The 24,255-nt window shown below is 35.1% G+C and carries 19 protein-coding genes; 12 read left to right on the forward strand and 7 right to left on the reverse strand.

Annotated features, from left to right (window positions below; genetic code table 11):
* The first annotated feature begins 261 nt into the window (after positions 1 to 261).
* Complete coding sequence (clpB, locus tag MKS83_RS11770; RefSeq protein ID WP_240579853.1) at positions 262 to 2,856, forward strand: ATP-dependent chaperone ClpB; 2,595 nt, start codon at positions 262 to 264, stop codon at positions 2,854 to 2,856.
* A gap of 133 nt (positions 2,857 to 2,989) precedes the next feature.
* Here the strand turns inward: clpB and MKS83_RS11775 are convergent, their stop codons facing one another.
* Positions 2,990 to 3,694, reverse strand: coding sequence for an FKBP-type peptidyl-prolyl cis-trans isomerase (locus tag MKS83_RS11775; RefSeq protein WP_240579854.1), 705 nt, complete (start codon positions 3,692 to 3,694; stop codon positions 2,990 to 2,992).
* Positions 3,695 to 4,063: 369 nt separating this feature from the next.
* On the opposite strand from MKS83_RS11775, the gene MKS83_RS11780 reads away from it, so the two are divergent.
* From MKS83_RS11780 to MKS83_RS11805, 6 genes are all read left to right on the forward strand, one after another.
* Entirely contained in the window at positions 4,064 to 4,609 is a 546-nt protein-coding gene (locus MKS83_RS11780) for a hypothetical protein (RefSeq protein ID WP_240579855.1), read from the forward strand.
* A gap of 29 nt (positions 4,610 to 4,638) precedes the next feature.
* Complete coding sequence (locus MKS83_RS11785) at positions 4,639 to 5,286, forward strand: hypothetical protein (protein WP_240579856.1); 648 nt, start codon at positions 4,639 to 4,641, stop codon at positions 5,284 to 5,286.
* Positions 5,287 to 5,336: 50 nt separating this feature from the next.
* On the forward strand, positions 5,337 to 5,984 hold the full coding sequence (locus tag MKS83_RS11790) for a hypothetical protein (RefSeq protein WP_240579857.1): 648 nt from the start codon (positions 5,337 to 5,339) through the stop codon (positions 5,982 to 5,984).
* Positions 5,960 to 6,745 carry a sensor histidine kinase gene (locus MKS83_RS11795; protein WP_240579858.1) on the forward strand — a complete coding sequence of 262 codons (786 nt, stop codon included), beginning with the start codon at positions 5,960 to 5,962 and terminating at the stop codon, positions 6,743 to 6,745. Before MKS83_RS11790 ends, MKS83_RS11795 begins: the two co-directional genes overlap by 25 nt.
* Positions 6,742 to 7,386, forward strand: coding sequence for a response regulator transcription factor (locus MKS83_RS11800; RefSeq protein ID WP_240579859.1), 645 nt, complete (start codon positions 6,742 to 6,744; stop codon positions 7,384 to 7,386). The genes MKS83_RS11795 and MKS83_RS11800 overlap by 4 nt, the downstream gene beginning before the upstream one ends.
* Positions 7,387 to 7,629: 243 nt before the next feature.
* On the forward strand, positions 7,630 to 8,631 hold the full coding sequence (locus tag MKS83_RS11805) for a zinc metalloprotease (RefSeq protein ID WP_100377106.1): 1,002 nt from the start codon (positions 7,630 to 7,632) through the stop codon (positions 8,629 to 8,631).
* A gap of 48 nt (positions 8,632 to 8,679) precedes the next feature.
* Here MKS83_RS11805 and MKS83_RS11810 read toward each other — a convergent pair whose 3' ends face one another.
* Together MKS83_RS11810 and MKS83_RS11815 are read right to left on the reverse strand one after the other, a co-directional pair.
* Complete coding sequence (locus MKS83_RS11810; RefSeq protein ID WP_240579860.1) at positions 8,680 to 10,545, reverse strand: M1 family metallopeptidase; 1,866 nt, start codon at positions 10,543 to 10,545, stop codon at positions 8,680 to 8,682.
* Positions 10,546 to 10,656: 111 nt separating this feature from the next.
* The gene (locus tag MKS83_RS11815) at positions 10,657 to 13,026 is read right to left on the reverse strand and encodes an outer membrane beta-barrel family protein (protein ID WP_240579861.1); all 2,370 of its coding nucleotides are present in this window, start codon (positions 13,024 to 13,026) and stop codon (positions 10,657 to 10,659) included.
* Positions 13,027 to 13,151: 125 nt separating this feature from the next.
* Here MKS83_RS11815 and MKS83_RS11820 point away from each other — a divergent pair, with 125 nt between their 5' ends.
* Positions 13,152 to 14,465, forward strand: coding sequence for a sensor histidine kinase (locus MKS83_RS11820; protein ID WP_240579862.1), 1,314 nt, complete (start codon positions 13,152 to 13,154; stop codon positions 14,463 to 14,465).
* Positions 14,455 to 15,141 (forward strand): response regulator transcription factor, encoded by a 687-nt coding sequence (locus MKS83_RS11825; RefSeq protein ID WP_240579863.1) that lies wholly within the window; start codon positions 14,455 to 14,457, stop codon positions 15,139 to 15,141. Before MKS83_RS11820 ends, MKS83_RS11825 begins: the two co-directional genes overlap by 11 nt.
* 7 nt (positions 15,142 to 15,148) lie before the next feature.
* Here the strand turns inward: MKS83_RS11825 and MKS83_RS11830 are convergent, their stop codons facing one another.
* From MKS83_RS11830 to MKS83_RS11845, 4 genes are all read right to left on the reverse strand, one after another.
* Positions 15,149 to 15,976: an endonuclease/exonuclease/phosphatase family protein gene (locus MKS83_RS11830; RefSeq protein WP_240579864.1), complete on the reverse strand. Its 828-nt coding sequence runs from the start codon at positions 15,974 to 15,976 to the stop codon at positions 15,149 to 15,151.
* Between the two features lie 171 nt (positions 15,977 to 16,147).
* A complete protein-coding gene (locus tag MKS83_RS11835; RefSeq protein ID WP_240579865.1) occupies positions 16,148 to 18,100 on the reverse strand; it encodes a M1 family metallopeptidase in 1,953 nt (650 codons plus the stop codon).
* A 75-nt stretch (positions 18,101 to 18,175) separates the two neighbouring features.
* Complete coding sequence (locus MKS83_RS11840) at positions 18,176 to 19,057, reverse strand: SDR family oxidoreductase (RefSeq protein WP_240579866.1); 882 nt, start codon at positions 19,055 to 19,057, stop codon at positions 18,176 to 18,178.
* 163 nt (positions 19,058 to 19,220) lie between these two features.
* Positions 19,221 to 19,634 (reverse strand): DUF1573 domain-containing protein, encoded by a 414-nt coding sequence (locus MKS83_RS11845; protein WP_240579867.1) that lies wholly within the window; start codon positions 19,632 to 19,634, stop codon positions 19,221 to 19,223.
* Between the two features lie 163 nt (positions 19,635 to 19,797).
* Here MKS83_RS11845 and MKS83_RS11850 point away from each other — a divergent pair, with 163 nt between their 5' ends.
* Genes MKS83_RS11850 through MKS83_RS11860 form a run of 3 tightly spaced genes read left to right on the forward strand, consistent with a single transcriptional unit; the run spans position 19,798 to position 24,085 of the window.
* Positions 19,798 to 21,045: a sensor histidine kinase gene (locus tag MKS83_RS11850; RefSeq protein ID WP_240579868.1), complete on the forward strand. Its 1,248-nt coding sequence runs from the start codon at positions 19,798 to 19,800 to the stop codon at positions 21,043 to 21,045.
* Between the two features lie 18 nt (positions 21,046 to 21,063).
* Positions 21,064 to 21,744, forward strand: a complete 681-nt coding sequence (locus MKS83_RS11855; protein WP_240579869.1) for a response regulator transcription factor — start codon at positions 21,064 to 21,066, stop codon at positions 21,742 to 21,744.
* 43 nt (positions 21,745 to 21,787) lie between these two features.
* The gene (locus tag MKS83_RS11860; protein WP_240579870.1) at positions 21,788 to 24,085 is read left to right on the forward strand and encodes a GH92 family glycosyl hydrolase; all 2,298 of its coding nucleotides are present in this window, start codon (positions 21,788 to 21,790) and stop codon (positions 24,083 to 24,085) included.
* The last annotated feature ends 170 nt before the right edge of the window (positions 24,086 to 24,255 follow it).

Below are 24,255 nucleotides of genomic sequence, written 5' to 3' on the forward strand. Positions count from 1 at the left end.
TAAACGAATCGGAAAATTTGTCTTTTCACAATCATTCAAAAATATAATATTCGGAAATTTTGTCCATTATTTTTAAAAATTCAATAATTGAACAGTTTTTGAGATACAGTAACCGAATTAAATGATTAAGTAAGATTGAGGACATCAGAAATTAGAAAACCTGATAAAAATTAACATTTATTTGACTATTATGGTCTGAAATCTGATGTCTACAATCTGAAAATTGAAACCAAATAATAGAAACTCAAAAATATAAAGAATATGAATCTAAATCAATATACTGTAAAATCACAGGAAGCCATCCAGGCTGCGCAACAAGTGGCAATGGAATTCGGTAACCAGCAGATTGAACCTCAACATTTGCTTGAAGGAATTTTTCAGGTAGATGAGAATATTTCACCTTTCTTATTAAAAAAATCTGAAGCAGATGCTGCTTTGGTAAGAGAGCGCAACCGTGAAAATTTAGAAAAACTTCCCAAAGTACAGGGAGGAAGTATTTACCTTTCACAATCAGCCAACAAAGTGCTGCTTGATGCTCCCAACATTGCAAAAAAAATGGGTGATGAATATGTAACGATCGAACATTTATGGCTTTCATTGTTAGAAACCAATTCAGAAGTTTCAAAGATGCTGAAAGATATGGGCGTTACAAAAAATCTTTTAGAAGGCGGAATTAAAGAATTAAGAAAAGGAAGCAAGGCGACTTCTGCAAGTTCGGAAGAAACTTATCAGTCCTTAAATAAATATGCAAAAAACTTCAACGAATTAGCAGCAGAAGGAAAATTAGATCCTGTAATCGGGCGTGATGAAGAAATCAGGAGAGTTTTACAGATTCTTTCAAGAAGAACTAAAAACAATCCGATTCTGATTGGTGAACCGGGAGTTGGTAAAACTGCTATCGCTGAAGGAATTGCCCACAGAATTATCAGCGGCGACGTTCCTGAAAATCTGATGGATAAAACATTATATTCATTGGATATGGGCGCTTTGATTGCCGGTGCAAAATATAAAGGTGAATTTGAAGAACGTCTGAAATCGGTTGTGAATGAAGTGATCAAATCAGACGGACAAATCATTCTTTTCATCGACGAGATCCACACTTTGGTGGGAGCCGGAGGCGGTGAAGGCGCGATGGATGCAGCGAATATTTTGAAACCAGCTTTAGCAAGAGGAGAATTAAGAGCCATCGGTGCAACGACTTTAAATGAATATCAAAAATATTTTGAAAAAGATAAAGCGTTGGAAAGACGTTTCCAGAAAGTGATGGTAGAAGAACCAGATACAGAATCGGCAATTTCTATCCTTCGTGGAATTAAAGATAAATATGAAGCGCACCACAAAGTAAGAATCAAAGATGAAGCGATTATTGCAGCAGTGGAAATGTCGCAACGATATATTTCAGATCGATTCTTACCGGATAAAGCGATTGACTTGATTGATGAAGCTTCTGCGAAATTAAGAATGGAAATTAATTCAAAACCTGAAGAGCTGGATGTTTTAGACAGAAAACTGATGCAAATGGAGATTGAATTGGCAGCGATTTCCAGAGAAGGTAACCAGACCAAAATCGATCATTTAAAAGAAGACATTGCGAAAATTTCGGAACAGAGAAATGAAATCAACGCAAAATGGTTAAAGGAAAAACAAAAATCTGAAGATTTAACTCAGATTAAAAAAGATATAGAATCTCTGAAACTAGAAGCAGAAAGAGCTTCAAGAGCAGGAGATTACGCAAAGGTAGCAGAAATCCAATATGGAAAACTTCGTGAAAAAGAAGAAGAGCTTGGAAAACTTGAACTTGAAATGCAAAATCATCAGAATGAATTGATTAAGGAAGAAGTAACTTCTGAAAACATCTCTGAAGTGATTGCAAAATGGACGGGAATTCCAGTGACCAAGCTTCTTCAATCCGAAAGAGAAAAACTGTTAAATCTTGAAACTGAACTTCATCACAGAGTTGTAGGACAGGATGAAGCGATTACAGCTGTTGCGGATGCCATTAGAAGAAACAGAGCAGGGTTAAGTGACGATAAAAAACCAATCGGTTCGTTCTTATTCTTAGGAACAACCGGAGTCGGAAAGACCGAGCTGGCAAAAGCCTTAGCAGAGTTTTTATTCGATGATGAAAACAATATGACGAGAATCGATATGAGTGAATATCAGGAACGTCATTCGGTTTCGAGATTGGTTGGTGCGCCTCCTGGATATGTGGGTTATGATGAAGGCGGTCAGTTGACCGAAGCTGTGAGAAGAAGACCTTATTCTGTCGTGCTTTTGGATGAAATTGAAAAAGCGCATCCGGATGTTTTCAACACACTATTGCAGGTTTTAGATGACGGTCGTTTGACGGATAATAAAGGTAGAGTTGTTAATTTTAAAAACTCGATCATCATTATGACCTCGAATTTAGGCTCACACCTGATTCAGGAGAATTTTGAGAATATCACCGATGAAAATCAGGATGAAATTGTTGACAAAACAAAAGATGAAGTTTTCGATTTATTGAAACAAACATTGCGTCCGGAATTCCTGAACAGAATTGATGAGGTTGTATTATTCCAGCCTTTAAGAAAAAAAGAGATCGGAAAAATTGTTACCTACCAATTGAGAGGATTCAATGATATGTTAGCAAAACGAAATATCATCATGACTGCAACTCAGGATGCCGTAGATTACCTGATGAATAAAGGATATGATCCCGCTTTTGGGGCTAGACCTTTAAAAAGAGTGATCCAGCAGGAAGTCTTGAATAAATTATCAAGAGAAATCCTTGCAGGAACCGTGAATGATGGTGACAGAATCACTTTGGATTATTTCGAGGAAACAGGTTTGGTCTTCAGACCTACAGAATTATAAGTAGTTTTTTTCATATATTATTTTTGTAGAATTTCCGCAGACTTTTTTGTCTGCGGAAATTTTATTTTGTAATACATCAGATTATAAAATAAGCATATTTTCATTGTCTCCGATTTTACAATCAACAGTATCTCTATTTTATATTCATTAATTCTACATCAAAAATGATGGTAGCGCCTGCGGGAATTGCCGGTTCGGCTCCGTTATCTCCATAAGCCAAATCTGAAGGAATGTAAAATCTGTATTTAGATCCTTTGCTCATAAGTTGGATCCCTTCTGTCCATCCTTTGATTACCGCGCCCAGATTAATATCCATTGGTGCGCCTCCATTTTTGTCAGTAGAGTCGAAAACAGTCCCATCCAGAAGCTTTCCAGTATATTTTACCTGTACAACATGTGACGCTTTTGGTTTTGTTTTACCATCACCTTCCTGCAACACTTCATATTGTAAACCTGAAGCTGTGGTTTTCACTTTAGGATTACTTTTATTTTTTGTAAGAAATTCCAGACCTTTTTTCTTATTTTCGCCTGCTTGTAACCCCGCTTCAGCTTGCTTTTTTTCATGTTGCTTCTGCATAAACTCCTGCATAAAGGCATCCATCTCTTCAGCCGGCATTAGCTTTTTTCCTCCATCCGTTTCTTCTTTAATAGCCTGAGCTAAAAGATCTGCATCTACTTTGAAGCCTTCTTGTTTCATGTTTCGAGCAATACTTAAACCTATATAATAAGAAGCTTTTTGGTCATCCGTGTACTTGCTATCTACTGTAGTTTCATCTTTCTTAGCACATGAAACACTAAATACTGCTATGCAAAATAATGCGATAGTCTGTCTTTTCATTTTATAATTTTTTTATATTTAACCGATTAAATAATCGCTGCAAATCTATCATTTATTACAGAGTTTTTCCTCGTATAAATTTTCAAATTATCATCTAAGTTGTAATTCGTTGAAAATCCATCATCCATATTTTTATATTTCATTTTTTTCTGAAATCAAATTTTGTGAATATATTTTTTGTAATAAGTGCCACAGACCATATCTACAGCACTTATTTTTTATACCACCTATTGAAATTCTTTATACTTTTATTTAAAATATACAATCCGTAAAAACCCCATAAATAATCAGGAAAAACCCGTGTCGTATTAACATAATTTTTTGTCGAAATTTGCACTACCAACTAATTTCATTTATAAAACCAGTTTTATGAAAACAAAACCTAACCTAAACGTTGAGGCATTCGAGCAAAACTCAGTGTCAAACACAATGAGTTGTGAATTTATTCAGACTTTGATCAACAATTACAGAAACAATCATTTGGCATTTGTAAAAGACAGATTGGGAATTGATGATGCGCATTCTATTCATTTTGATTTAGATACCTTAAAGAAATTTATCTCTGACATTGAAAATGAAACCCGAAAAAATGCACCCAGTACAACAGATCAGGATTTAGGAATCAGAATCTATTACGCAGCTTATCCGAAAAAAGAAGATTGGGATATCATGAAAGATACTCCGATTGAAGCAGAATATGCGGAAAGACATACTTTGGTTATGGTTCCTACATTGAAGGCAGACGACGGAGAAGGAAATATGCTGCCTTATGATTTCAACCCACTGAGTACAACGGGAGAAGGCGAATTACTCGCTATGGCGTCTGTAAGAAATTCAAGATTGGAGGGCAATATTATTTCCCAGAATCACGGAGTATTAAATCCGCCAAATAATATTAAAGTAGAAACTTTTTAAAAAAAAACTAAAAAACAAATTAAGACTCAATGACTGAACTGGAAATAATTTTACAAAATTCTCTAATATGGGTAGAAGGTCTTGCGGCTTTAGTTTCAATATTATATTATCCTAAAATCAAAAATCAATATTGGAAATATTTCTCATATTATTTAATACTAATGTTTCTTTGTGAAGTCATGGGTAAATGGGGTGAGAATTTCATTGACTATAGCAAACAGAATTTTTATAATTATTTTGTAATTCCTGTTGAATTTATTTTCTTTTTTTGGATCTATGCAGCAAAATCTTTTGCAAAGCCTAAATTATTCTATGTAATTTCGGCATTATATTTACTTTCTTTGGTATTTGGTGAAGTTGTTTCTACCAAGAAAATAATTATGTCATTCAGCTACACCTTTGGTTGTCTGATTCTTATGGGATTAGTTGTAATGGAATATTATAAACAGATTAATTCATCAAATATCCTTAATTTCAATAAAAACCCGATGTTTTATATTAATTTAGGGGTCACTCTGTTTTATATTGGAACAATGCCATTTTGGACGTTTTTTGCCTACATAAAAGATTATAGAGATATTTATCATGTTTATTTTTCTTACTTTTTGATTTCAGGAATTATCATGTACCTATTATTTGCAAGTTCATTTATATGGGGAAAAAAGAATTACTCCTAAAAAAGCAAGTGAAAACTACTTTACCTCTCTTTTAATTATTAAACTCCAGTATGACGGAATTTCAAGAATTTGCCCAAAATAGTATGGTTTGGTCTGAAGGACTTGCAGCACTCATCGCTCTTTTCTATTATAACCGTTTAAAAGAACAATATTGGATTTTTTTTGTGTTTTACCTGGTATTTATTTTTCTTGGCGAAGCATATGGCAAATGGGGAGATTTTACTCATTTTACCAAAGCACAGTATTTTAACTATTTAATGATGCCAGTACAGTTTATATTTTTTTACTGGTTATATGCGGCAAAGTCTTTAGGAAAGCCTAAACTATTTTGGATATTATCTATTTTATATTTACTCTCATTCATTCCAAATGAATTATACTTTTCGAGAGGCAAAATAGTATTTGCATTCAACTATACGCTCGGCTGTTTGATGTTAATGCTTTTAGTAATTATGGAGTTTCATAAACAAATTACCTCACAGGATATTCTTAATTTTAATAAAAATAAAATGTTTTATATTAACCTTGGAATTACTTTGTGTTATATAGGAACACTCCCTTTTATGGCCTTTATGTCATTTTTGGTAAAATATAAGGAAATTTGGAATATTTATTTTAATTACTTTCTGGTGTCGGGTATTATCACATATATTTTATTTGCAAGTTCATTCATATGGGGAAAACAGAATTATTCTTAACGATTATTTTATTTAATCTGTTTTTTGTATTCTTTATAGTAGCAGTTATGATCTACATCAGAAAATATCAGCAAAGAAAAAAAGAATACCTGAATGAGATTGAAATCAATAACGAAATTCATCAGAAAGAGCTTCTCGCCACCCAGCTGGAAATTCAACAGGCAACCATGCAGCAAATCGGAAGAGAACTGCACGACAATATAGGACAAAAGCTTACCTTGGTAAGTCTTTATACCCAGCAAATGTTATATGAAAATAAGGTTCCGGAAGCGAGTGAAAGAATTGAACAGGTTTCTCAGATCATTAATCAATCTCTTCAGGACCTTCGAAGTTTGTCAAAGACATTAACTGATGACAATATCAATCAGAAGGAAATTGTAACTTTGATACAGGAAGAAGTAGACAATACCAACTCGTTTAAGAAGTGTAAAATCATTTTTGAGCATAACTTTAACCAATTGGATCTAAGTTTTGTGCATAAAAATGTGCTTTTAAGAATTATTCAGGAATTTATTCAAAATAGTATAAAGCATTCTCAATGTAAAAATATTTATATCCGATTAGATACTTCCGAAGACCTTCTTTGGGAACTGGAAATTACCGACGATGGAATCGGTTTTGATACTTCAAAGACCCTCAACAATGGAATTGGTCTTACGAATATGAAAAACAGAGCTAAAATTATTAATGCCGATTTTACCATAGAAAGCGAAAAAAATAAAGGAACACAGGTTAAAATAACTTTAAAAAAACATTCATGAAAAAGACGATAGTAATTGTAGACGACCACGTGCTTATTGCAAAAGCTTTGGAAGGAATTATTGATAATTTTAATGACTTTGAAGTTATTTATGTGGCAGAAAACGGGAAAGATCTTATTCAAAAGTTCGAAGAAAAAAATCCTGTTCCCGACATCATCCTGTTAGATATCAGCATGCCCTTAATGGATGGATTTGAAACGGTATCATGGCTTCAGGAAAATCATCCAGAAATCAAAGTAATGGCTCTAAGTATGCAGGGTGATGACAAGAGTGTAATAAAAATGGTGAAGAACGGAGCAAAAGGCTATCTGCTGAAAAACACTCACCCAAAAGATCTGGAAGAAGCATTGACCAGACTTGATAAGGATGGATATTTTTATCCGGAATGGGCATCAAAGATTATTCTTTCTAATCTCAACAGTCACCATGACTCTGATACAAACATCAAAATCTCTGATAGGGAAAAAGAATTTTTAAAATATACTGTAACCGAACTTAGCTACAAAGAAATTGCAGAAAAAATGTGCTGCAGCCCAAGAACAGTAGAAAGCTACCGCGATCAGCTCTGCGAAAAACTGGATCTGAAAACCAGAGTAGGGCTAGCTATTTATGCTATCAAAAACGGTTTTGCAGAATCTTAAATTATACACAAACACATTTAATTATATATTTAACTCAAGAAAGCCTTTCTCTTATTTTAGAGAAAGGTTTTTTATTTCCAAAGCAACCAACAACACACAAATCATCAAAAATTCAAATAATATAAATATATCACAAATTTAAAACAAAAACATTAACACATTAATATAAAAATTTTAAAATCATTATTGTCTATTAATTTCAAATGTTCTAAATTCACTTATAGAAATTTAAAGATATATGATATGAAAAAATTATTATTAGGCGTCCTAGTGCTAGGATCTTTATCATCTTGTAATAGTGATAACATCACCAATCAATCTGAAGATTTATCCAACACTTCAGAATCTTCCAATATAGTCAGAAGAGGTTGTCCCTCGGAAGAAATACGACAGGAAGCTTTAAAAAACAGCTCTGAATTAAGACAAAGATTTGCAACATTGGAAGCTAATACCGAAAGATTTGCCAACGACCTAAAATTAGGAAAAGTACTTGCTGACGGCAGTGTAGAAATCCCAGTAGTGGTAAATGTTGTTTACAATACTACAGCAGAAAATGTTTCTGATGCAAGAATCGCAGAACAAATTGCTATACTGAATCAGGATTATAGTGCTACAAACACTGATATCAGTAAAATTCCTGGCGAATTTCAGGGAGTAAGTTCCGGAGATATAAAAGTTAAATTCAGATTAGTAAATACAATAAGAAAAAAAACCACTACAAAGAGCTGGAGAACTAATGATGCTATGAAAAAAGCTTCTTCCGGAGGAATTGATGCAACAAGCCCTACCAATTATCTTAATATGTGGGTTGTAGGCAAAATGACAAGTCAAGGGCAAACTATTTTAGGCTATGCTACATTCCCTGAATCTGCAGGTTTATGGAATGACGGTGTGGTAATTGCCGCTCCTTTCTTTGGTAAAACAGGAGCTTCTTCTCCTTTTAACTTAGGACGAACTGCAACTCATGAAGTAGGTCATTATCTGAACTTAAGACATATTTGGGGAGATGCTAATTGTGGAAATGATTTGGTAGACGATACTCCTACACAAACAACAGCTAATTACGGAAAGCCAACTTATCCTCTTTACAACACTTGTACAGGAGTACAAAGATCCGTTATGTTCATGAACTATATGGATTATGTAGATGATGCTGCCATGTTTATGTTCTCTGCCGGACAAAAAACAAGAATACAATCTGTAGTTGCTTCATCAGGTGCAAGAGCCGGATTAAGAGTTTATTAAAAATTAACCTTCATAAAAAAGCCTGAGAAAATTCTCAGGCTTTTTTATTTATAGATTCTTTGAGTTATTTTCCGGTGTATAATCCATGAAAAGTCCACCATCTAAATTGATTGACTTTACTTTTTTCTTGATAGGAATCGTAAGAACCGTTTTCGTCTGATCTTTTTCCCATACGGAAGGAGAAAAGTGAAGGGTTTCGACATCACCGTCTTCATATTTAATTTTTGCATCAAAAGGAATGGCAAAGCCACCTACGTTATCTACACTGATAGAAAGCAGATTATTTTGCTGAGCCGTAGCTCCTATTTTCAAATCAATATAATTATTGGTGTAGAACCAGTTATTAAAAAACCAGTTCAGATTCTTTCCGGAACCGGTATTCATAGAGTTAAAATAATCCCATGGAATCGGATGCTTTCCGTTCCAGTTGTTCATATAATGATGAAGTGCTTTTTTAAATAAATCATCTCCCAAGTAATCTTTCAAAGCCAGGTAAGATAATGAAGCTTTGACATAAGAATTATTTCCGTAACCTGCTCCGCTTACTTGTGTACTCATCGTAATAATAGGCTGATCCTGTTCTGAAGAAGGATCGTTGATCCATCTTTTAACACGGAAGTTTTTATAAAATTCCTGCGCCGCTGCTTCACCGTTTTCGTCAATCCCGATTAGGTATTCCAAAGTAGTTGCCCAACCTTCATCCATAAATGCATAGCGCGTTTCGTTGATTCCCATATAAAAAGGGAAATAGGTATGTGCAATTTCGTGATCTGCCGTCAATCTTGCATCCGGAAAATCATCCGGAATACTTGTATCATTAATCATCATAGGATATTCCATATCCGCATATCCCTGAATGGCAGTCATTGCATTATAAGGATATTCCACACCCGGCCAGTTTTTTGAGAACCAATCCAGATTATATCTCATCCAGTCTACATAATGCTCAAAATCTTTAGCTCCGCTTTTATACCCAGCCTGGACGCTCACTCTTTTTGTTTTCAGCTGTACACTTGCTGCATCCCAGGTATAGTGTTTACTCAGGGCAAAACAAAAGTCAGTGATATGGCTGGCTTTAAATTTCCATACATTCCACTTATTCTGTTTGGTAACTTTACCAGACTTCATTTCCTGTTCGGTCGCAATATTTATTACCTTATCACTTCTTAAAGATGTTTTATATCTTTTCAGGTATTCTGGCTGAAGAACGGATTCGGGATTAAGAAAATCTCCTGTTGCCCAAACCACATAATTTTTGGGAGCGGTAATCGCAAACGAATAGTCATTAAAATCGTTATAAAATTCCTGTCTGTCTGAATGCGGAAGCATATCCCATCCGTTGTAATCATCATACACAGAAACTCTAGGGAAAGAATAAGCCACATAAAATGTTTCAGGATCTATTTGCCCTTCTCTTCCGCTCTGAACAGAAAGAGGATATTCCCACTCTATTTTGATCTCAGCTTTTGACTTTGACTTTAAAACAGAATTCAGCTTTACTTTTTCTACCGTTCCCCAATCATCACTATTGATGTTGTATTTTTCACCATTTACAGTAAATGATTTAATGTCTAATCCCGATGATAAAAAATCTTTAGAAACAAATCCCGATCTCGGCGACTGGGGCTTGTGTAAGTTATTTACAAATCTTATTGCCAATTCATTCAGGTCATTCGGACTGTTATTGCTATAAACAATAGTTTCTTTTCCGGAAACTATTTTCGTTGCGCCATCCACTTTTACCTCAACATTGTAAACTCCTTTATTTTGCCAATAGTTTTTTCCCGGTGCTCCCGACATACTTCTTGTACCATTTTCATACGCCTTCTTTATATTTCTCGGCATATAAAGCTCCTGAGCAGAAACCTGCTGCAAGGTAACGATCATCAATAGCCCCGAAAGAAACTGTTTCATTATTTCAATTTTTTATTTATTCGTGGCAAAATTAAGGAAAATGTGGAACAGAAAGCGTATTCGTTCAAGCATAGAAAATATTTAACGAAAAAATAATTGTATTTTTAAATTTTATAATCGGTCCTGTTCATCCGTTTTCTTGATGGTCTTAACATTTTTCACAGACTGGTTTCCGAAATTGAATTTTAAAGAAAGTGTAAAACCCTGCGTATCCTGATAATCCAAAAAGTAATTATCCTGATTCGCATATTTAGTGCTTATTTTCTGCTCCATTGTTCTGAAAATATCATTAAATACAAAACTTGCCTCCAATCTTTTATTGAAGAACTTCCGGCTCATCACAAAATAGGCAGACCAAGAGCTTGAGATCCTGAATGTTCCCTGTATGCCCGGAGAATAGTAATTGTGCCCCACTTCCATTTTCCAGTCACTGTTTTTATCTAAGGTGAAAGAAGTAGAAATGTTAGAAACCCAGTTCCAGACTTTATTCTTATAAAGAATATCATCCACTCCTTTAAAATAATTCTCATTATGCTCCAGATTCTCTGAAAGAACCAGATTCCACCAAGGCTTGATCTGAAAATTTTTATATACACTCAATCCATAAGCCTGACCTTTTTCAATATTGGTAAAATAGTAAATCAGATTGTTTGAACTTGGCTCCTGAAAAGAAATTTCCATAGACGGATACAGCTCTTTTCTATAATAAAGATCTACATTCCATTCTTTCCATGAATAGGTGAGGTTGAGATTATGAATAATTGTCGCTTTCAGTTTAGGATCTCCCTGAAAATAAGAAAACAGGTTGTAATAAGATTTAGCAGGGTTCAGCCAGGAATAGGAGGGTCTGCTAATTCTTTTTCCATACGAAAATCCGAATTCCTGTTTATTTTCAGTCGTATACTGTACATAAGCTGTCGGAAACAAACTCCAGTAATTATTTTTATTGATTTCATGGGGCTCCGATACAACGCCTTCCAAGTCTGTCATTTCCGCACGAAGTCCCCCTTTGAAACTCCATTTATCAAGGTTGTAGGCCAGAGAAGAATAAAGGGCAAAGTTCTGTTCCTTATAGTCAAAAATATTGCTTTTTTCCGGTCTGTATTCAAATTGCCCGTTTTCATTGTCTGAAAAATCCAATTGGCTGTTTGTTTTTACAAAACTGTACTTCACTCCAGATTCCAACTCGAATTTATCCTTTTTCCACTGATAATCAAACTGCGTGGAATAAAGCTGAATATTACTTTTATTATTCGTCAAAAAATTTCTTTCTTCCGGTGTCTGATTAACAAAATCAAGATACGTCAGGACATTCTGATATTTCCGGGAGTTATTTCCGGTAAAATAATTAATCCAGCTAAGACTGCTGTTTTTGTTTAATTTTCTGTCGACCTGAAAGCTTAATGAATTGTTGATGCTTCGGGAATGATGATCATTAATTGTGAGATAATTGGATTCCGCTATATCCTGATTATTATAAATCAGAGTAGGAACATAATACGTTCCGAAAGATTTCGGACTGAAATATCCTGAATAATTGAGGCTTATATTCGTCAAACTGTCTGCCTCATATTCAATATTAAAATTAACTGTATTCTGATTGTTATTTTTATCCTTCCTGTTCATCGTACTGATCCATCTCGTCTGATCTTCCTGATAATTCACATAATCTGTTCCTTCCCTGATATACGTTCCTGCTCCTCTGTAATAGCTTCCCATCACAGAAAGTTTATCTTTCTTATAAAACTGGGAAATTCCCATATTTCCTTTTGCATATTGAGTCTGAACATATTTTGAAGAGATTACACCACGGTATCCTTCAATCTTATTTTTCTTCATTACAATATTCAGAACAGCGCTTCCCTGTGCTTCGTACTTTGCAGGCGGATTCGTAATGACTTCAACAGATTTCACCTCATCTCCCTGAGTGTTTTCAAGCAGGTTTTTCAATTCATCTCCAGTCAGCATTATTTTTTTATCATTGATCGTAACTAAAATTCCAGTACTTCCTTTAACGGTCAAAACATCATTGTTCACGGTTACATTCGGTGTTTTCTTCAGGATTTCCCAGGCATTGAGCGAAGAAATATTGCTGTTTTCCACATTGAATTCCAACCTGTCTACCTTTCTCTTCACTACAGGTTTCTTTTTCGTTACTGTAACCTCTTCAATATCTTTCTGGTTGCTTTTTAAAACAATATCAATAATTTGTTTTTTTTCTGTATCAAAACTCTTTTCGAAATATTCATATTCAGAGTTTTTAACTCTTATTTTTATTGGATTTGCGGAAATTCCTTCCAATATAAAAATTCCATGAGTATCGGTATTCAGCGTTTTTACCAATTTATTTTGAGAATCATACACTTCTACAGTTACGAAGGAAAGCTTTTTCTGTTCGGCATTTGAAACTGTTCCTTCAATTCTTTGTTGCTGGGAAAACAGTAATATCGGGAAACACAGCAATACAATTAATTTATACATAATTTAATTTTTTCGGAATTATTATGCAGCAAAATTCCATATTGTCTTCAACAATTTCGGTTAACAGAAGGTTAATGGCGGGTTAATGTCCATTAGGGAAAGACTAAATTTTTATCTTTGTTTTGATGATTTCTAAAAGTAAATATCTTATTTCGCTCTTTGCATTCCTTTTTCTCCTGTTGTTGGGGATTCAGGTCTATTTCATGTATAAAACCTATCTGGTAAAAGAACGGGATATTTACAGAACTGTTCATCAGGGTTTAACCAACTATACCGATAAACTGGAAGAAATAAGCAACGCAAAAAATGTTTCCCTAGAAGACAATCTGCAGAAAATTTTCATTAAATACCGCAACAAAAAAATCAGCAAAGAAGAATTTCTGGGATATTTTGAGCAAAATAAAAGAAATACAGAAGCCAAAATAAGCAATTATATAGACAATCATTTTAAAAAGGAAGGGTATAAAATTGCTGCCAAAATTCAATATACTTCTATCCTTTCTCTTCCTGACAAAACTCCTCTGATCGATAAGCCTGTTGTTTTGTATGAAACAAAGAACAAATTGAAAAAAACAGGGATTTCAAGTTCGGGAAAATGGGAGACCTCTTCCACATCTACGACAGATGGCGAATTGAACAAAAGAGATTCTTTTCTTGTTGAAAGCATTACCGAATTTGAAATTTTAAATATTAAAACTATCATATTTAAAGAGCTTATTTTGCTATTTTTATGCTGCTTCTTACTGCTTGCAAGTGTTTTAGCTCTCTTTATTTTTACGGTCAGGAATTTAATCAAACAACAGAAGCAGGTAGAAGTTCTTCATACGGTAGTCGACAATATTTCCCATGAATTTAAAACACCTATCGCTACGTTGAAAATTGCATCAAAAGCTTTAAAAAAAGACTGGAATCCTGAGACTCTTCCCCTTATTGACCGGCAGATCAGCCGTCTGGAAAGTCTTATGAAGCAGCTCCACAAAGATGAATACGGAGAAATCCTTTTTATTAAACCTGAAGACTGGGCCTTTTTTATTCAGGATTTAGCCTTTACTTATCCTGAGATTACCTTTGCTTCTGAAATCAACGTTACCAAAGAGCTTCCATTTGATAAAAGCCTTCTGGAAACCATCATTAAAAATCTTTGCGAAAACAGTGTAAAATACGGAGCTTTTTTAGTAAAGGTCAATATTGCGGATCTTCATGAGAATCTTATGATAGAAATTTCTGATAATGGAGAAGGTATAGAAAAGAAAGAGCTGAAAAATATCTTCGAAAAGTTCTACAGAATTCAGTCGAATAATATTCATAATACGAAAGGATTGGGATTGGGGCTGTACTTTGTGAAAAAAATTATCGATCAGTACAAAGGAAAGATTGAAGTAATTTCTCAGCCCAAAGAAGAAACTCTTTTTAAAATAAATTTACCCTATGAAAATTAAGATCCTTTTAGCAGAAGACGATTCCGATTTCGGAATGATCCTGAAGCAGTATCTGGAACTGGAGGATTTTGAAGTCGTTTGGTTTCAGAACCCTCAAGATATTACAGAGATTTTAAAATCTGATTTTTCTTTTCATATTGGAATTTTGGATATTATGATGCCCCATATTGACGGCTTTTCATTGGCTAAAATGATTTTAAAGGAGAAACCTGACTTTCCCATCCTGTTTTTAACGGCAAAAAATCAAAAAATTGATCGATTAACTGGTTTAAAAATCGGAGCCGACGACTATATTTCCAAACCCTGCGATCCTGAAGAGCTTATTTTGAGGATTAAGAATATTCTTAAAAGAACTTTGCCCACATCCACAGAAACGCAGGTAAAGATTGGAAACTATTTTTTAGATACGGAAAAACTTCTGCTTTCCCATCCAGATGGAAATATCCGTTTAACGATCCGCGAACAGCAGCTTTTGCTTTATTTGTTGAAACACAATCGAAAAACGATAAAGAGGGATGATATTTTGAACAATCTGTGGGAAACCAATGATTATTTTACAGGAAGAAGCCTTGATGTTTTTATCAGCAGATTAAGAAAATATTTTATCAACGATCCTGAAATCAAAATCCAATCCCTGAGAGGAATTGGATTTGAAATAGATTTTCCGACAAACTGATCTTTATTTAAAAAGAAAGATCTACCAACACCGGGAAATGATCCGACGGATACAGCAGGTTTTCTCTTCTGTCATTGATATGTCTGTGGGATTTTATTTTGAATCCTTTTACAAAGATATAGTCGATTCTTTCCTTTGGAACTTCATTTACATTAAATCCGGTAAATGTTCCAACAGGGCCATAATGCTTGGTTTCAGAACGATAGAAAGAGTCTGTTAAATTCTGAGAAAGTATTTTAATCGGTTCCGTATCATCAGTTAAGTTGAAATCACCACTTAAGGTTACCGGTAAATTTTTAGGATTAATTTCTTTGATCTTCTTTAAAATTAAATCCGCAGATTTCACTCTTGCCACATTTCCGATATGATCGAAGTGAAGATTAAGCGCCATAAATTCTTTTTTAGACTTTTTATCTTTGAAAACAGCATACGTGCAAACCCTGTTGTAAGCAGCATCCCAACCCTTTGAAGGCTTTTCAGGAGTTTCAGACAACCAGAATGTTCCTGAATTTAAAACCTGAAGTCTGCCGGTATCATAGAAAATAGCAGAAAACTCTCCTTTTTCTTTTCCGTCATCTCTTCCCACTCCCACATAATCATAGTTTTTTAATCCGTTCTTAATATCTTTCATTTGTTCCGGAAGCGCTTCCTGAACTCCGAAATAATCCGGACGATAATAGCTTAATAAGTCGATCGCATCCTGTTTCCTCTGTGTCCAGGCATTATCTTTATCCGATTCTACCTGAAGTCTGATGTTGAAACTCATTACTTTCAGATCCTGAGAAAAATTGAGGATAAAAAGTAATACCAATAGTCCTGAAAATTTAAATTTCATTATTCTTAATTAAAAAGTTAAACAAAAATAAAACAATTGCCTCATAAAGAAGCAATGAATGCCGATTTATTATTGAAAACAAAAAACTCCGGAATATATTCCGGAGCCTAAATATCTGAATTATTTCTCTTTAGTCAATTAAATTTCTTTGAACCTTTTTTTAATAACTTTTTACTTACCAGACTGGTTGTCAAAACTCCAGCTATTATTGTTAGGATTCACATCTGGAATCTGAGAATTAGGATCCAGTTTTACTTGAGCGATTTCTTTTGTCGAATCGATTTTAAAGGTCCATTCTGTATTTCGTTTCCAAACTTCTACCGGTAATTTTACAATTTGCTCTGTTCCGTCTTTAAATTTCACCTGAACAGTTGTCGGCATTGGTAATTGCCCCAGATTTTCAACGGTGATCTGCGCTCCGTTTTTAAAATCTCCGTTTACATACTTCACATTTTTTACAGACTGGTCTATTTTCCATTTATTGATAAACCAGCCTCTCCAGAACCAACTAAGCTCTTCTCCGGAAACATTTTCCATCGTGTGGAAGAAATCCCAAGGGGTAGGATGCTTGAAAGCCCAACGATTGATATATGTTCTGAATGCTTTATCGAATTTCTCAGGGCCTAGAATCGAATTTCTTAAAACTTCCAATCCAAGACCCGGTTTATAATACGCTAAAATCCCGATGCTTCTTTCTTTCATATTATCCGGTCCTACCATGATCGGCTCGAAATTATCATTCATCAGGAAACCTCCCATCTGAGCAATATTTTTCTTCTCATAATACTCACCTTTATTAAAAGCTTCCGTTGAAAGTTCGTTGATAAAAGTATTAAAACCTTCATCCATCCAAGCAAATAGTCTTTCATTAGAACCTACGACCATCGGGAACCAGTTGTGCCCGAACTCGTGATCTGTAACACCCCAAAGATCACCTCCTTTAGAGTCCATATGGCAAAAGACAATTCCCGGATACTCCATTCCTCCTTCGTTTCCTGCAACATTGGTCGCAGCCGGATACGTATATTCGTACCATTTTGATGAATAATGCTCGATTGCCGCCTTTGTATATTCCGTAGATCTTCCCCATGCTTTTTCTCCGGCACTTTCTACAGGGTATGCTGAAATTGCTACAGATTTTTTACCGCTCGGAAGATTAATTCTCGCTGCATCTAAAATAAACGCTGAAGAAGACGCCCATGCAAAATCTCTTGCCTGATTAATTCTAAACTTCCATGTTTTTGTTCCGGTCGCCTGATTTTTACCCAATTCAGATTCCGGACGGATCATTATTGTTTTATCACTGTTTTTGGCTTCTTCCCATCGTTTATTTTCTTCTTTTGTATAGACTTCTTTTGCATTAAGCAGTTCTCCTGAAGCAACCACATATTGATTGGCCGGAACGGTGATATTGGCTGTTATATTTCCATATTCCAGATAGAATTCGGAAGCTCCCAGATAAGGCAGCGTATTCCATCCCAAAACATCATCATACACACACATTCTCGGATACCACTGTGCCATCGTGTAGATTTTTCCATTCTTGGTATCCTGTATTCCCATTCTGTCGGATCCGTATTTTGGTGAAAGGAAAGAATATTCAATTTTAAGTTTTGCAACTCCGCCGTTAGATTTAAGCTCTTCAGGAAGATCAATCTGCATTCTGGTATCCGTAATGGTATATTTTACATCTTTCCCATTATATTTTACCGATTTTATTTTGTAACCTCCGTCAAATTCCTCACCATGAGCGCCATTTCTGCTTCCCGACATAGGAACTACAGCATTTCCTCTTGAGTTTTTTTCAAATAAATTCTGATCCAGCTGCAGCCATAGAAATCCCATCCTGTCCGGACTGTTGTTCGTATACGTAATCTCCGCGGTTCCGGAGATTTCATTTTTAGCCTCGTTAAGGCTTACATTCAAATGATAATCTGCAGAGTTTTGCCAATATGCATGTCCCGGCTGTCCGCTTGCCGACCTCGTTGCAGTTCCGGTTTGTGGGTAGAAAAATGGCTTAAATACTTCTACATAATCATATTTTGGTGATTCCTGAGCATACGTTGGTTGCGCAAAAAGAGCAACGGCAATGGCTGAAATAAGTGTTGGAAGTTTAAAGTTCATTGAGATTCTTTTTTATAATAGGTAAAAAAAATCCCGGAATCGTTACAGACCCGGGGAATTAATATCACTTTTAAATCAATTTGATTTTTTAGCTTTAATCATCGCTTCCAAAGCATCCCACATTTCCTGGGGAATATCTTCAAGCATATTGAATTCTCCTGCTCCCTGTAACCATTCTCCTCCATCAATCGTTACCACTTCCCCATTCATATAAGCAGAATAATCTGAAACCAGATAAGCAGCCAGATTGGCCAATTCCTGATGTTCTCCTACTCTTCTCAACGGAACTTTTTTCTTCATATCAAATTTTTCCTGCAGATCTCCCGGAAGCAACCTGTCCCACGCACCTTTCGTAGGGAAAGGTCCAGGAGCAATCGCATTGAAACGGATTCCATATTTTGCCCATTCTACGGCAAGAGATCTTGTCATTGCCAATACTCCGGCTTTTGCACAGGCAGAAGGAACTACGTATGCGGAACCCGTCCAGGAATAAGTCGTCACAATATTCAGAACTGTACCCGGAGATTTTGAATCTATCCAATGTTTCCCAATAGAAAGGGTACAGTTTTTTGTTCCTTTTAAAACAATATCTAAAATAGAATCGAACGCAGAGTGGGTTAGCCTTTCAGTTGGAGAGATAAAATTTCCCGCTGCATTATTCAGTAAAATGTCAATTTTTCCGAACTCTTTCAGAGTAGCTTCTTTCATCGCTTCTACCTCATCCCAGTTTCTCACGTCGCAGGCAACACAAAGAACTTTTCCTCCGGTTTCTTCTTCCAGCTCTTTTGCTGTTCCTTGTAGCTTTTCTAAATTTCTTGAAGTGATCACTACTTTTGCACCCAGTTGAAGAAAATATTTAGTCATCGCTTTTCCAAGACCGCTTCCGCCTCCCGTGACGATGGCTACTTTATCTTTCAGCGCGTCTTCACGCAGCATTGGTTGTGTATAAAGATTCATACGTTTTATTTTTTCTTAAAAATAATAAATATTGAAACGCCAACCTTTAAAATGTATCAAGAAATAATGCAGCAAATAATTGTTTTTGAATCAATACGGATAAAAATAAAAACAGACTGATAAATAATATCAGTCTGTTTTATATTGAACAAGATTAAATTAATTAAGAAGCCACTACAGTTCCTTTGAAAGAAAGTGTTTTTGGAGTTTTGCTGTCACTTGTTGTAACGTTTACCGTTTTTATAAATGCACCAACGTTCGCTGCATTGTAGCTTGCCTCAACAAAACCTTTTTTCCCTGGAAGGATTGGAGTTTTCGTGTAATCAGCAGTTGTACATCCGCAAGAAGGCGCTACATTTTCAATAATGATAGGCTTGTTAGACGTGTTCGTAAATTCAAATCTGATTACTTTTGGTTTTCCCTGAGGAATATTTCCAACGTCGATAGATTCTGATTTCCATTTAATGGCATCTGCAAGCACTCTTACTACTGGTGAATGGTCAGCCGGAAGTACGTTTGCATAAAAAGGAGAGCATGCTAAAACAGCTAAAAGTGCTGTAATTTTTAAATTTTTCATGAGTATAAATTTTAATAATTATAAAAGCTGATGATTATCTCTTTCGATAAAGCAAATGTAAGATGAAATTGAATACAAGTTGTTAATCGATATCAAACATTTGTTAATAAGTTGTTAACGATAAAAAATTAATAGATATTTTTGGATAATATTGTTTCTGTAAATGGAGATAAAAAGACTTAATATTATTATAACTCTCGGGTTCGTAGCTATTATCGGAATTTTGATAGCCCAGCTCCTGTGGACCCGCCAAGCTTATAATTTAGAAGATCAGAAATTCAACCAAAAAGTAAATATTGCCTTACTGGAAGTTGTAGAAAAACTGTCCGGAGGAAAAACTTCTTTTGCAGAAAACCCTGTTCAGAATATTTCTAATGATTATTATGTAGTTAATATTAATAATGAATTTCATCCGGCAGTTTTGGAACATTATTTAAAAACAGAATTTACCCGTTTTCAGATCAATACCAATTACGTATATGCTCTATACAATTGTCATAGCGATAAGATGATTTATGGAAAATTTGTTTCCTCACACCAGGAAAGCCCAAACTACAAGGTGATCCAGTTTCCGAAACATAAAAACCTGGTCTATTATTTTTCTATCCGTTTTCCGGACAAAACAACATACCTGATCAGTTCATTGCGATTTTGGTATCTGCTTACATTTGCCTTGATTATTATTCTTTTAGTGTATGTATATTCAATTTACACGATTATTCAGCAGAAAAAGTTCTCAGAATTACAGAGGGATTTCATCAATAATATGACGCATGAATTTAAGACCCCTCTTTCATCTATCCTTTTGGCTTCTGAAGCCTTGACAAAACAAGATCAGGTAAAAGAAAATCCAAAGCTGCAGACTTACACTTCCATTATCACCGATCAAAGCCATAAGCTTAACAGTCATATTGAAAAAATACTGAATATTGCCAAAAATGATGCTTCAGGATTGTCGTTAAAACCTCAAAGAATCATTTTGTTGCCTTTTATTCAGGAAATTGTAAATACCGTAAAACAAAAGAATGAAAATATTTCCATTGAAATCAATATTGACAGTGAAATTTCAGTTATTGCCGATGAATTTCATTTTAGCAATATCATTTACAATATTTTAGACAATTCTATTAAATATTGCGAAACCACACCAATTATTACCATTTCTTCATTTAAAGATTCAAAAGGCTTATATTTAAAGTTTAAAGACAATGGAATAGGAATTCCCGCTAAAAATATTCCTCATATTTTTGATAAGTTTTACAGAGTAAATACCAGTAAAAGTGATGAGGTGAATGGCTTTGGACTAGGATTATTTTATGTAAAAAAAGTTGTTCAGCAACATAACTGGAAAATTTCAGTTGAAAATAATAGTGATAAAGGAATTACCATCACCCTGTTTTTACCCTTTTAAAATATTAAAGTGCAATTCATGGAGAAATCTAAAATACTATATGCTGAAGACGACAACACCATAGCTTTTCTTGTTCAGGACAGCCTGGAAAGTTATTATGATATTTGCTGGTATCCGGATGGAAAATCTGCGCTGGAAGCATTTAATAATGAAAGTTTCGATATTTGCCTTTTAGACATCATGATGCCTGAAATGAACGGCTTTGAACTGGCACAATATATCCGTGAAGAAAATTCTGAAATTCCAATCATTTTTATTTCCGCCAAAGCTTTAAAGGAAGACAGAATTAAAGGATTAAAAATAGGTGCGGATGATTATTTGGTAAAACCTTTCAGTATTGAAGAACTGATCCTGAAGATTGAAGTGTTCCTTAAACGTTCTAAAAAAACGGAATCCGCTTCACAGAAATATAAAGTCGGAAAATTTAACTTTGATCCTAAAAACTACACGCTGCAAAATCAGGAAAATACGATAACTCTTACCCAAAGAGAGGCCGAGCTCCTGTTATATTTTATTCGTAATAAAAACACAGTCCTGAAAAGACAGGATATATTGAAAGCCATTTGGGGTGATGACGATTATTTTATGGGACGAAGCCTTGATGTTTTTATTTCAAGATTAAGGAAGATTTTCACTCAGGAAAATAATATTATAATTGAAAATATCCACGGGATAGGTTTCCGCTTTTCCGAAAAATAATCAACAAGTTTTATATACATTTACTTTTCAAAAATCTCCATATATGAAAAGACCGGGAATTACTTTGTTTCTACTTCTTTTATTTTTTAGTTCAAGCATTAAAGCTCAAAAATTTGAAAAACTCTATCAATATGTTAATCCATTGATAGGAACAGAAAAAATGGGTCATACTTATCCCGGAGCAACAGCGCCTTTTGGAGCCGTTCAGCTAAGCCCGGAAACAGATACGATTTCTTACGAGTTAAACGGAAAATATAATGGTGAAGTTTATAAATATTGTGCAGGTTATCGTTATGAAGACAAAACGATTGTAGGTTTTAGTTCCACACACTTTAGCGGAACTGGACATTCTGATCTTGGAGATTTTTTGATAATGCCTACAGTTGGAAAATTACAATTAAACCCGGGAACAGCTACAAATCCTGAAAACAGTTACAGAAGCAGATTTTCACATCAAAATGAAACCGCAGAAGCTGGATATTATAAAGTAAAGCTGGATGATCACAATATTTTAGCGGAATTAACAGCAACAACAAGAGTCGGAGTGCATCGCTATACTTTTCCGAAATCTGATCAGGCGCATATTATTCTGGATTTAATGGCCGGAATTTACAATTATGATGGCAAAAACGTCTGGACTTATGTTCGTGTAGAAAACGGGAATACCATTACCGGCTACCGACAAACCAATGGTTGGGCGAGAACAAGAACCGTTTACTTTGCGATGAAATTCTCAAAGCCGTTCAAGTCATACGGACAGAAAAATTATGACGGAAAACAAGTATATAATGGTTTCTGGAGAAAATTCGATCAGACGAAAAACTTTCCGGAAATCGCAGGAAAAAACCTGAAAATGTATTTTGATTTTGATACGAATGAAAATGAAGCAATCGAAGTAAAGCTGGCAATTTCCCCTGTGAGTCAAGCCAATGCACTTGAAAACTTAGAAAAAGAAGTTGGAAGCCTATCTTTTGACCAGATAAAAACCCAAACTCAGGAAAACTGGAATAAGGAACTAAATAAAATCGTCATTAAAGGTTCTGAAGCTGAGAAAACGAACTTTTATACTGCAATGTACCATACTTTTATCAATCCGACGATTTATAATGATGTAAACGGTGAGTACAAAGGTTTAGATCAAAATATTCATAAAGCAGAAAACTTCACAAATTATACAACCTTCTCTCTTTGGGATACGTATCGTGCGCTTCATCCATTTTTTAACATCATTCAACCCAAAAGAAACGGTGATATGGTGAAATCGATGATGGCTCATTATGATCAGTTTTCTATGAAAATGCTTCCAATCTGGTCACATTATGCAAATGACAACTGGTGTATGAGCGGCTATCATAGTGTAAGTGTGGTTGCAGATGCTATTGTTAAAGGAAATTACGACGGTGATGCCAAAGAAGCACTGAAAGCCTGTGTTGCAACTGCAAACAAACGAGACTATGAAGGAATCGGGCAATACATTGATCTGGGATATATTCCTGCAGAGAAAAATGGCACTTCGGTTTCCAACACACTGGAATATGCTTATGACGATTGGGCAATTGCTCAACTAGCAAAACATTTGGGCGAAACAGAAATTTACAATCAATTCATTAAGCGTTCTGAAAACTGGAAAAACAATTTTGATACAACAATCGGATTTATGCGTCCGCGTTTAGCAGATGGAAGCTTTAAGAAAGACTTTAATGCATTAAGTACTCACGGACAAGGTTTCATTGAAGGAAATTCATGGAACTACAGCTTCTTCGTTCCTCAAAATCCGGGTGAGCTTGTTGCTTTAATGGGCGGAAAGAAAAAATTCGCTTCAAAATTAGACGAATTGTTCACCATGCATTTACCTGACGAGTTTTTCGCTGATACGGAAGACATTACAAGAGAAGGGATTATCGGTGGATATGTTCACGGAAATGAACCGGCACATCATGTTGCCTATCTTTACAACTGGGCAGGACAACCCTGGAAAACCCAGGCACAGGTTCGTCATATCCTGGAAATGCAGTATAAAGCAACTCCCGATGGATTGGGAGGAAATGATGATACGGGACAAATGAGCGCTTGGTACATTTTGAGTTCGTTGGGCTTTTATCCTGTAGCTCCCGGTTCTGAAGATTATTCCATCGGAAGTCCTGCTGTGGATTACGCAGTTTTAAATCTTGAAAATGGAAAAACTTTTGAAATTGAAGCCATTGATCAGAGTCCGAAGAATGTATATGTTCAGAAAATTCTTTTGAACGGAAAAGAGATCAGGAATTTCACCTTAAAACATTCTGATATTATGAACGGTGGGAAGTTGAGCTTTTATATGAGTCCAAAACCAAAAAAATAGTATTGAAACTGTCATTCTGAATGAAGCAAAGCGGAATGAAGAATCTATTTTAGTCTCCCACGGATTTCACAGATTTTCACATATGCTTGTGTTACACTTTATTATTCTGATACAGCCTGAAGGGATGCAGACGTAGTTCAAAAAATCTTCATTTATAATTTTATCTCTCG

The organism is Chryseobacterium sp. Y16C (assembly GCF_022488405.1).
Lineage (GTDB): Bacteria > Bacteroidota > Bacteroidia > Flavobacteriales > Weeksellaceae > Chryseobacterium > Chryseobacterium geocarposphaerae.

Bases quoted from the DNA above. Each gene is read 5' to 3' on its own strand.
- MKS83_RS11780 (WP_240579855.1), top strand. From the start codon at position 4,064: ATGAAAACAAAACCTAACCTAAACGTTGAGGCATTCGAGCAAAACTCA.
- MKS83_RS11830 (WP_240579864.1), bottom strand. From the start codon at position 15,976: ATGAAATTTAAATTTTCAGGACTATTGGTATTACTTTTTATCCTCAAT.
- MKS83_RS11855 (WP_240579869.1), top strand. From the start codon at position 21,064: ATGGAGAAATCTAAAATACTATATGCTGAAGACGACAACACCATAGCT.
- MKS83_RS11810 (WP_240579860.1), bottom strand. From the start codon at position 10,545: ATGAAACAGTTTCTTTCGGGGCTATTGATGATCGTTACCTTGCAGCAG.
- MKS83_RS11820 (WP_240579862.1), top strand. From the start codon at position 13,152: ATGATTTCTAAAAGTAAATATCTTATTTCGCTCTTTGCATTCCTTTTT.
- MKS83_RS11800 (WP_240579859.1), top strand. From the start codon at position 6,742: ATGAAAAAGACGATAGTAATTGTAGACGACCACGTGCTTATTGCAAAA.
- MKS83_RS11845 (WP_240579867.1), bottom strand. From the start codon at position 19,634: ATGAAAAATTTAAAAATTACAGCACTTTTAGCTGTTTTAGCATGCTCT.
- MKS83_RS11795 (WP_240579858.1), top strand. From the start codon at position 5,960: ATGGGGAAAACAGAATTATTCTTAACGATTATTTTATTTAATCTGTTT.
- MKS83_RS11805 (WP_100377106.1), top strand. From the start codon at position 7,630: ATGAAAAAATTATTATTAGGCGTCCTAGTGCTAGGATCTTTATCATCT.
- MKS83_RS11860 (WP_240579870.1), top strand. From the start codon at position 21,788: ATGAAAAGACCGGGAATTACTTTGTTTCTACTTCTTTTATTTTTTAGT.
- clpB (WP_240579853.1), top strand. From the start codon at position 262: ATGAATCTAAATCAATATACTGTAAAATCACAGGAAGCCATCCAGGCT.
- MKS83_RS11850 (WP_240579868.1), top strand. From the start codon at position 19,798: ATGGAGATAAAAAGACTTAATATTATTATAACTCTCGGGTTCGTAGCT.
- MKS83_RS11825 (WP_240579863.1), top strand. From the start codon at position 14,455: ATGAAAATTAAGATCCTTTTAGCAGAAGACGATTCCGATTTCGGAATG.
- MKS83_RS11775 (WP_240579854.1), bottom strand. From the start codon at position 3,694: ATGAAAAGACAGACTATCGCATTATTTTGCATAGCAGTATTTAGTGTT.
- MKS83_RS11835 (WP_240579865.1), bottom strand. From the start codon at position 18,100: ATGAACTTTAAACTTCCAACACTTATTTCAGCCATTGCCGTTGCTCTT.
- MKS83_RS11785 (WP_240579856.1), top strand. From the start codon at position 4,639: ATGACTGAACTGGAAATAATTTTACAAAATTCTCTAATATGGGTAGAA.
- MKS83_RS11815 (WP_240579861.1), bottom strand. From the start codon at position 13,026: ATGTATAAATTAATTGTATTGCTGTGTTTCCCGATATTACTGTTTTCC.
- MKS83_RS11840 (WP_240579866.1), bottom strand. From the start codon at position 19,057: ATGAATCTTTATACACAACCAATGCTGCGTGAAGACGCGCTGAAAGAT.
- MKS83_RS11790 (WP_240579857.1), top strand. From the start codon at position 5,337: ATGACGGAATTTCAAGAATTTGCCCAAAATAGTATGGTTTGGTCTGAA.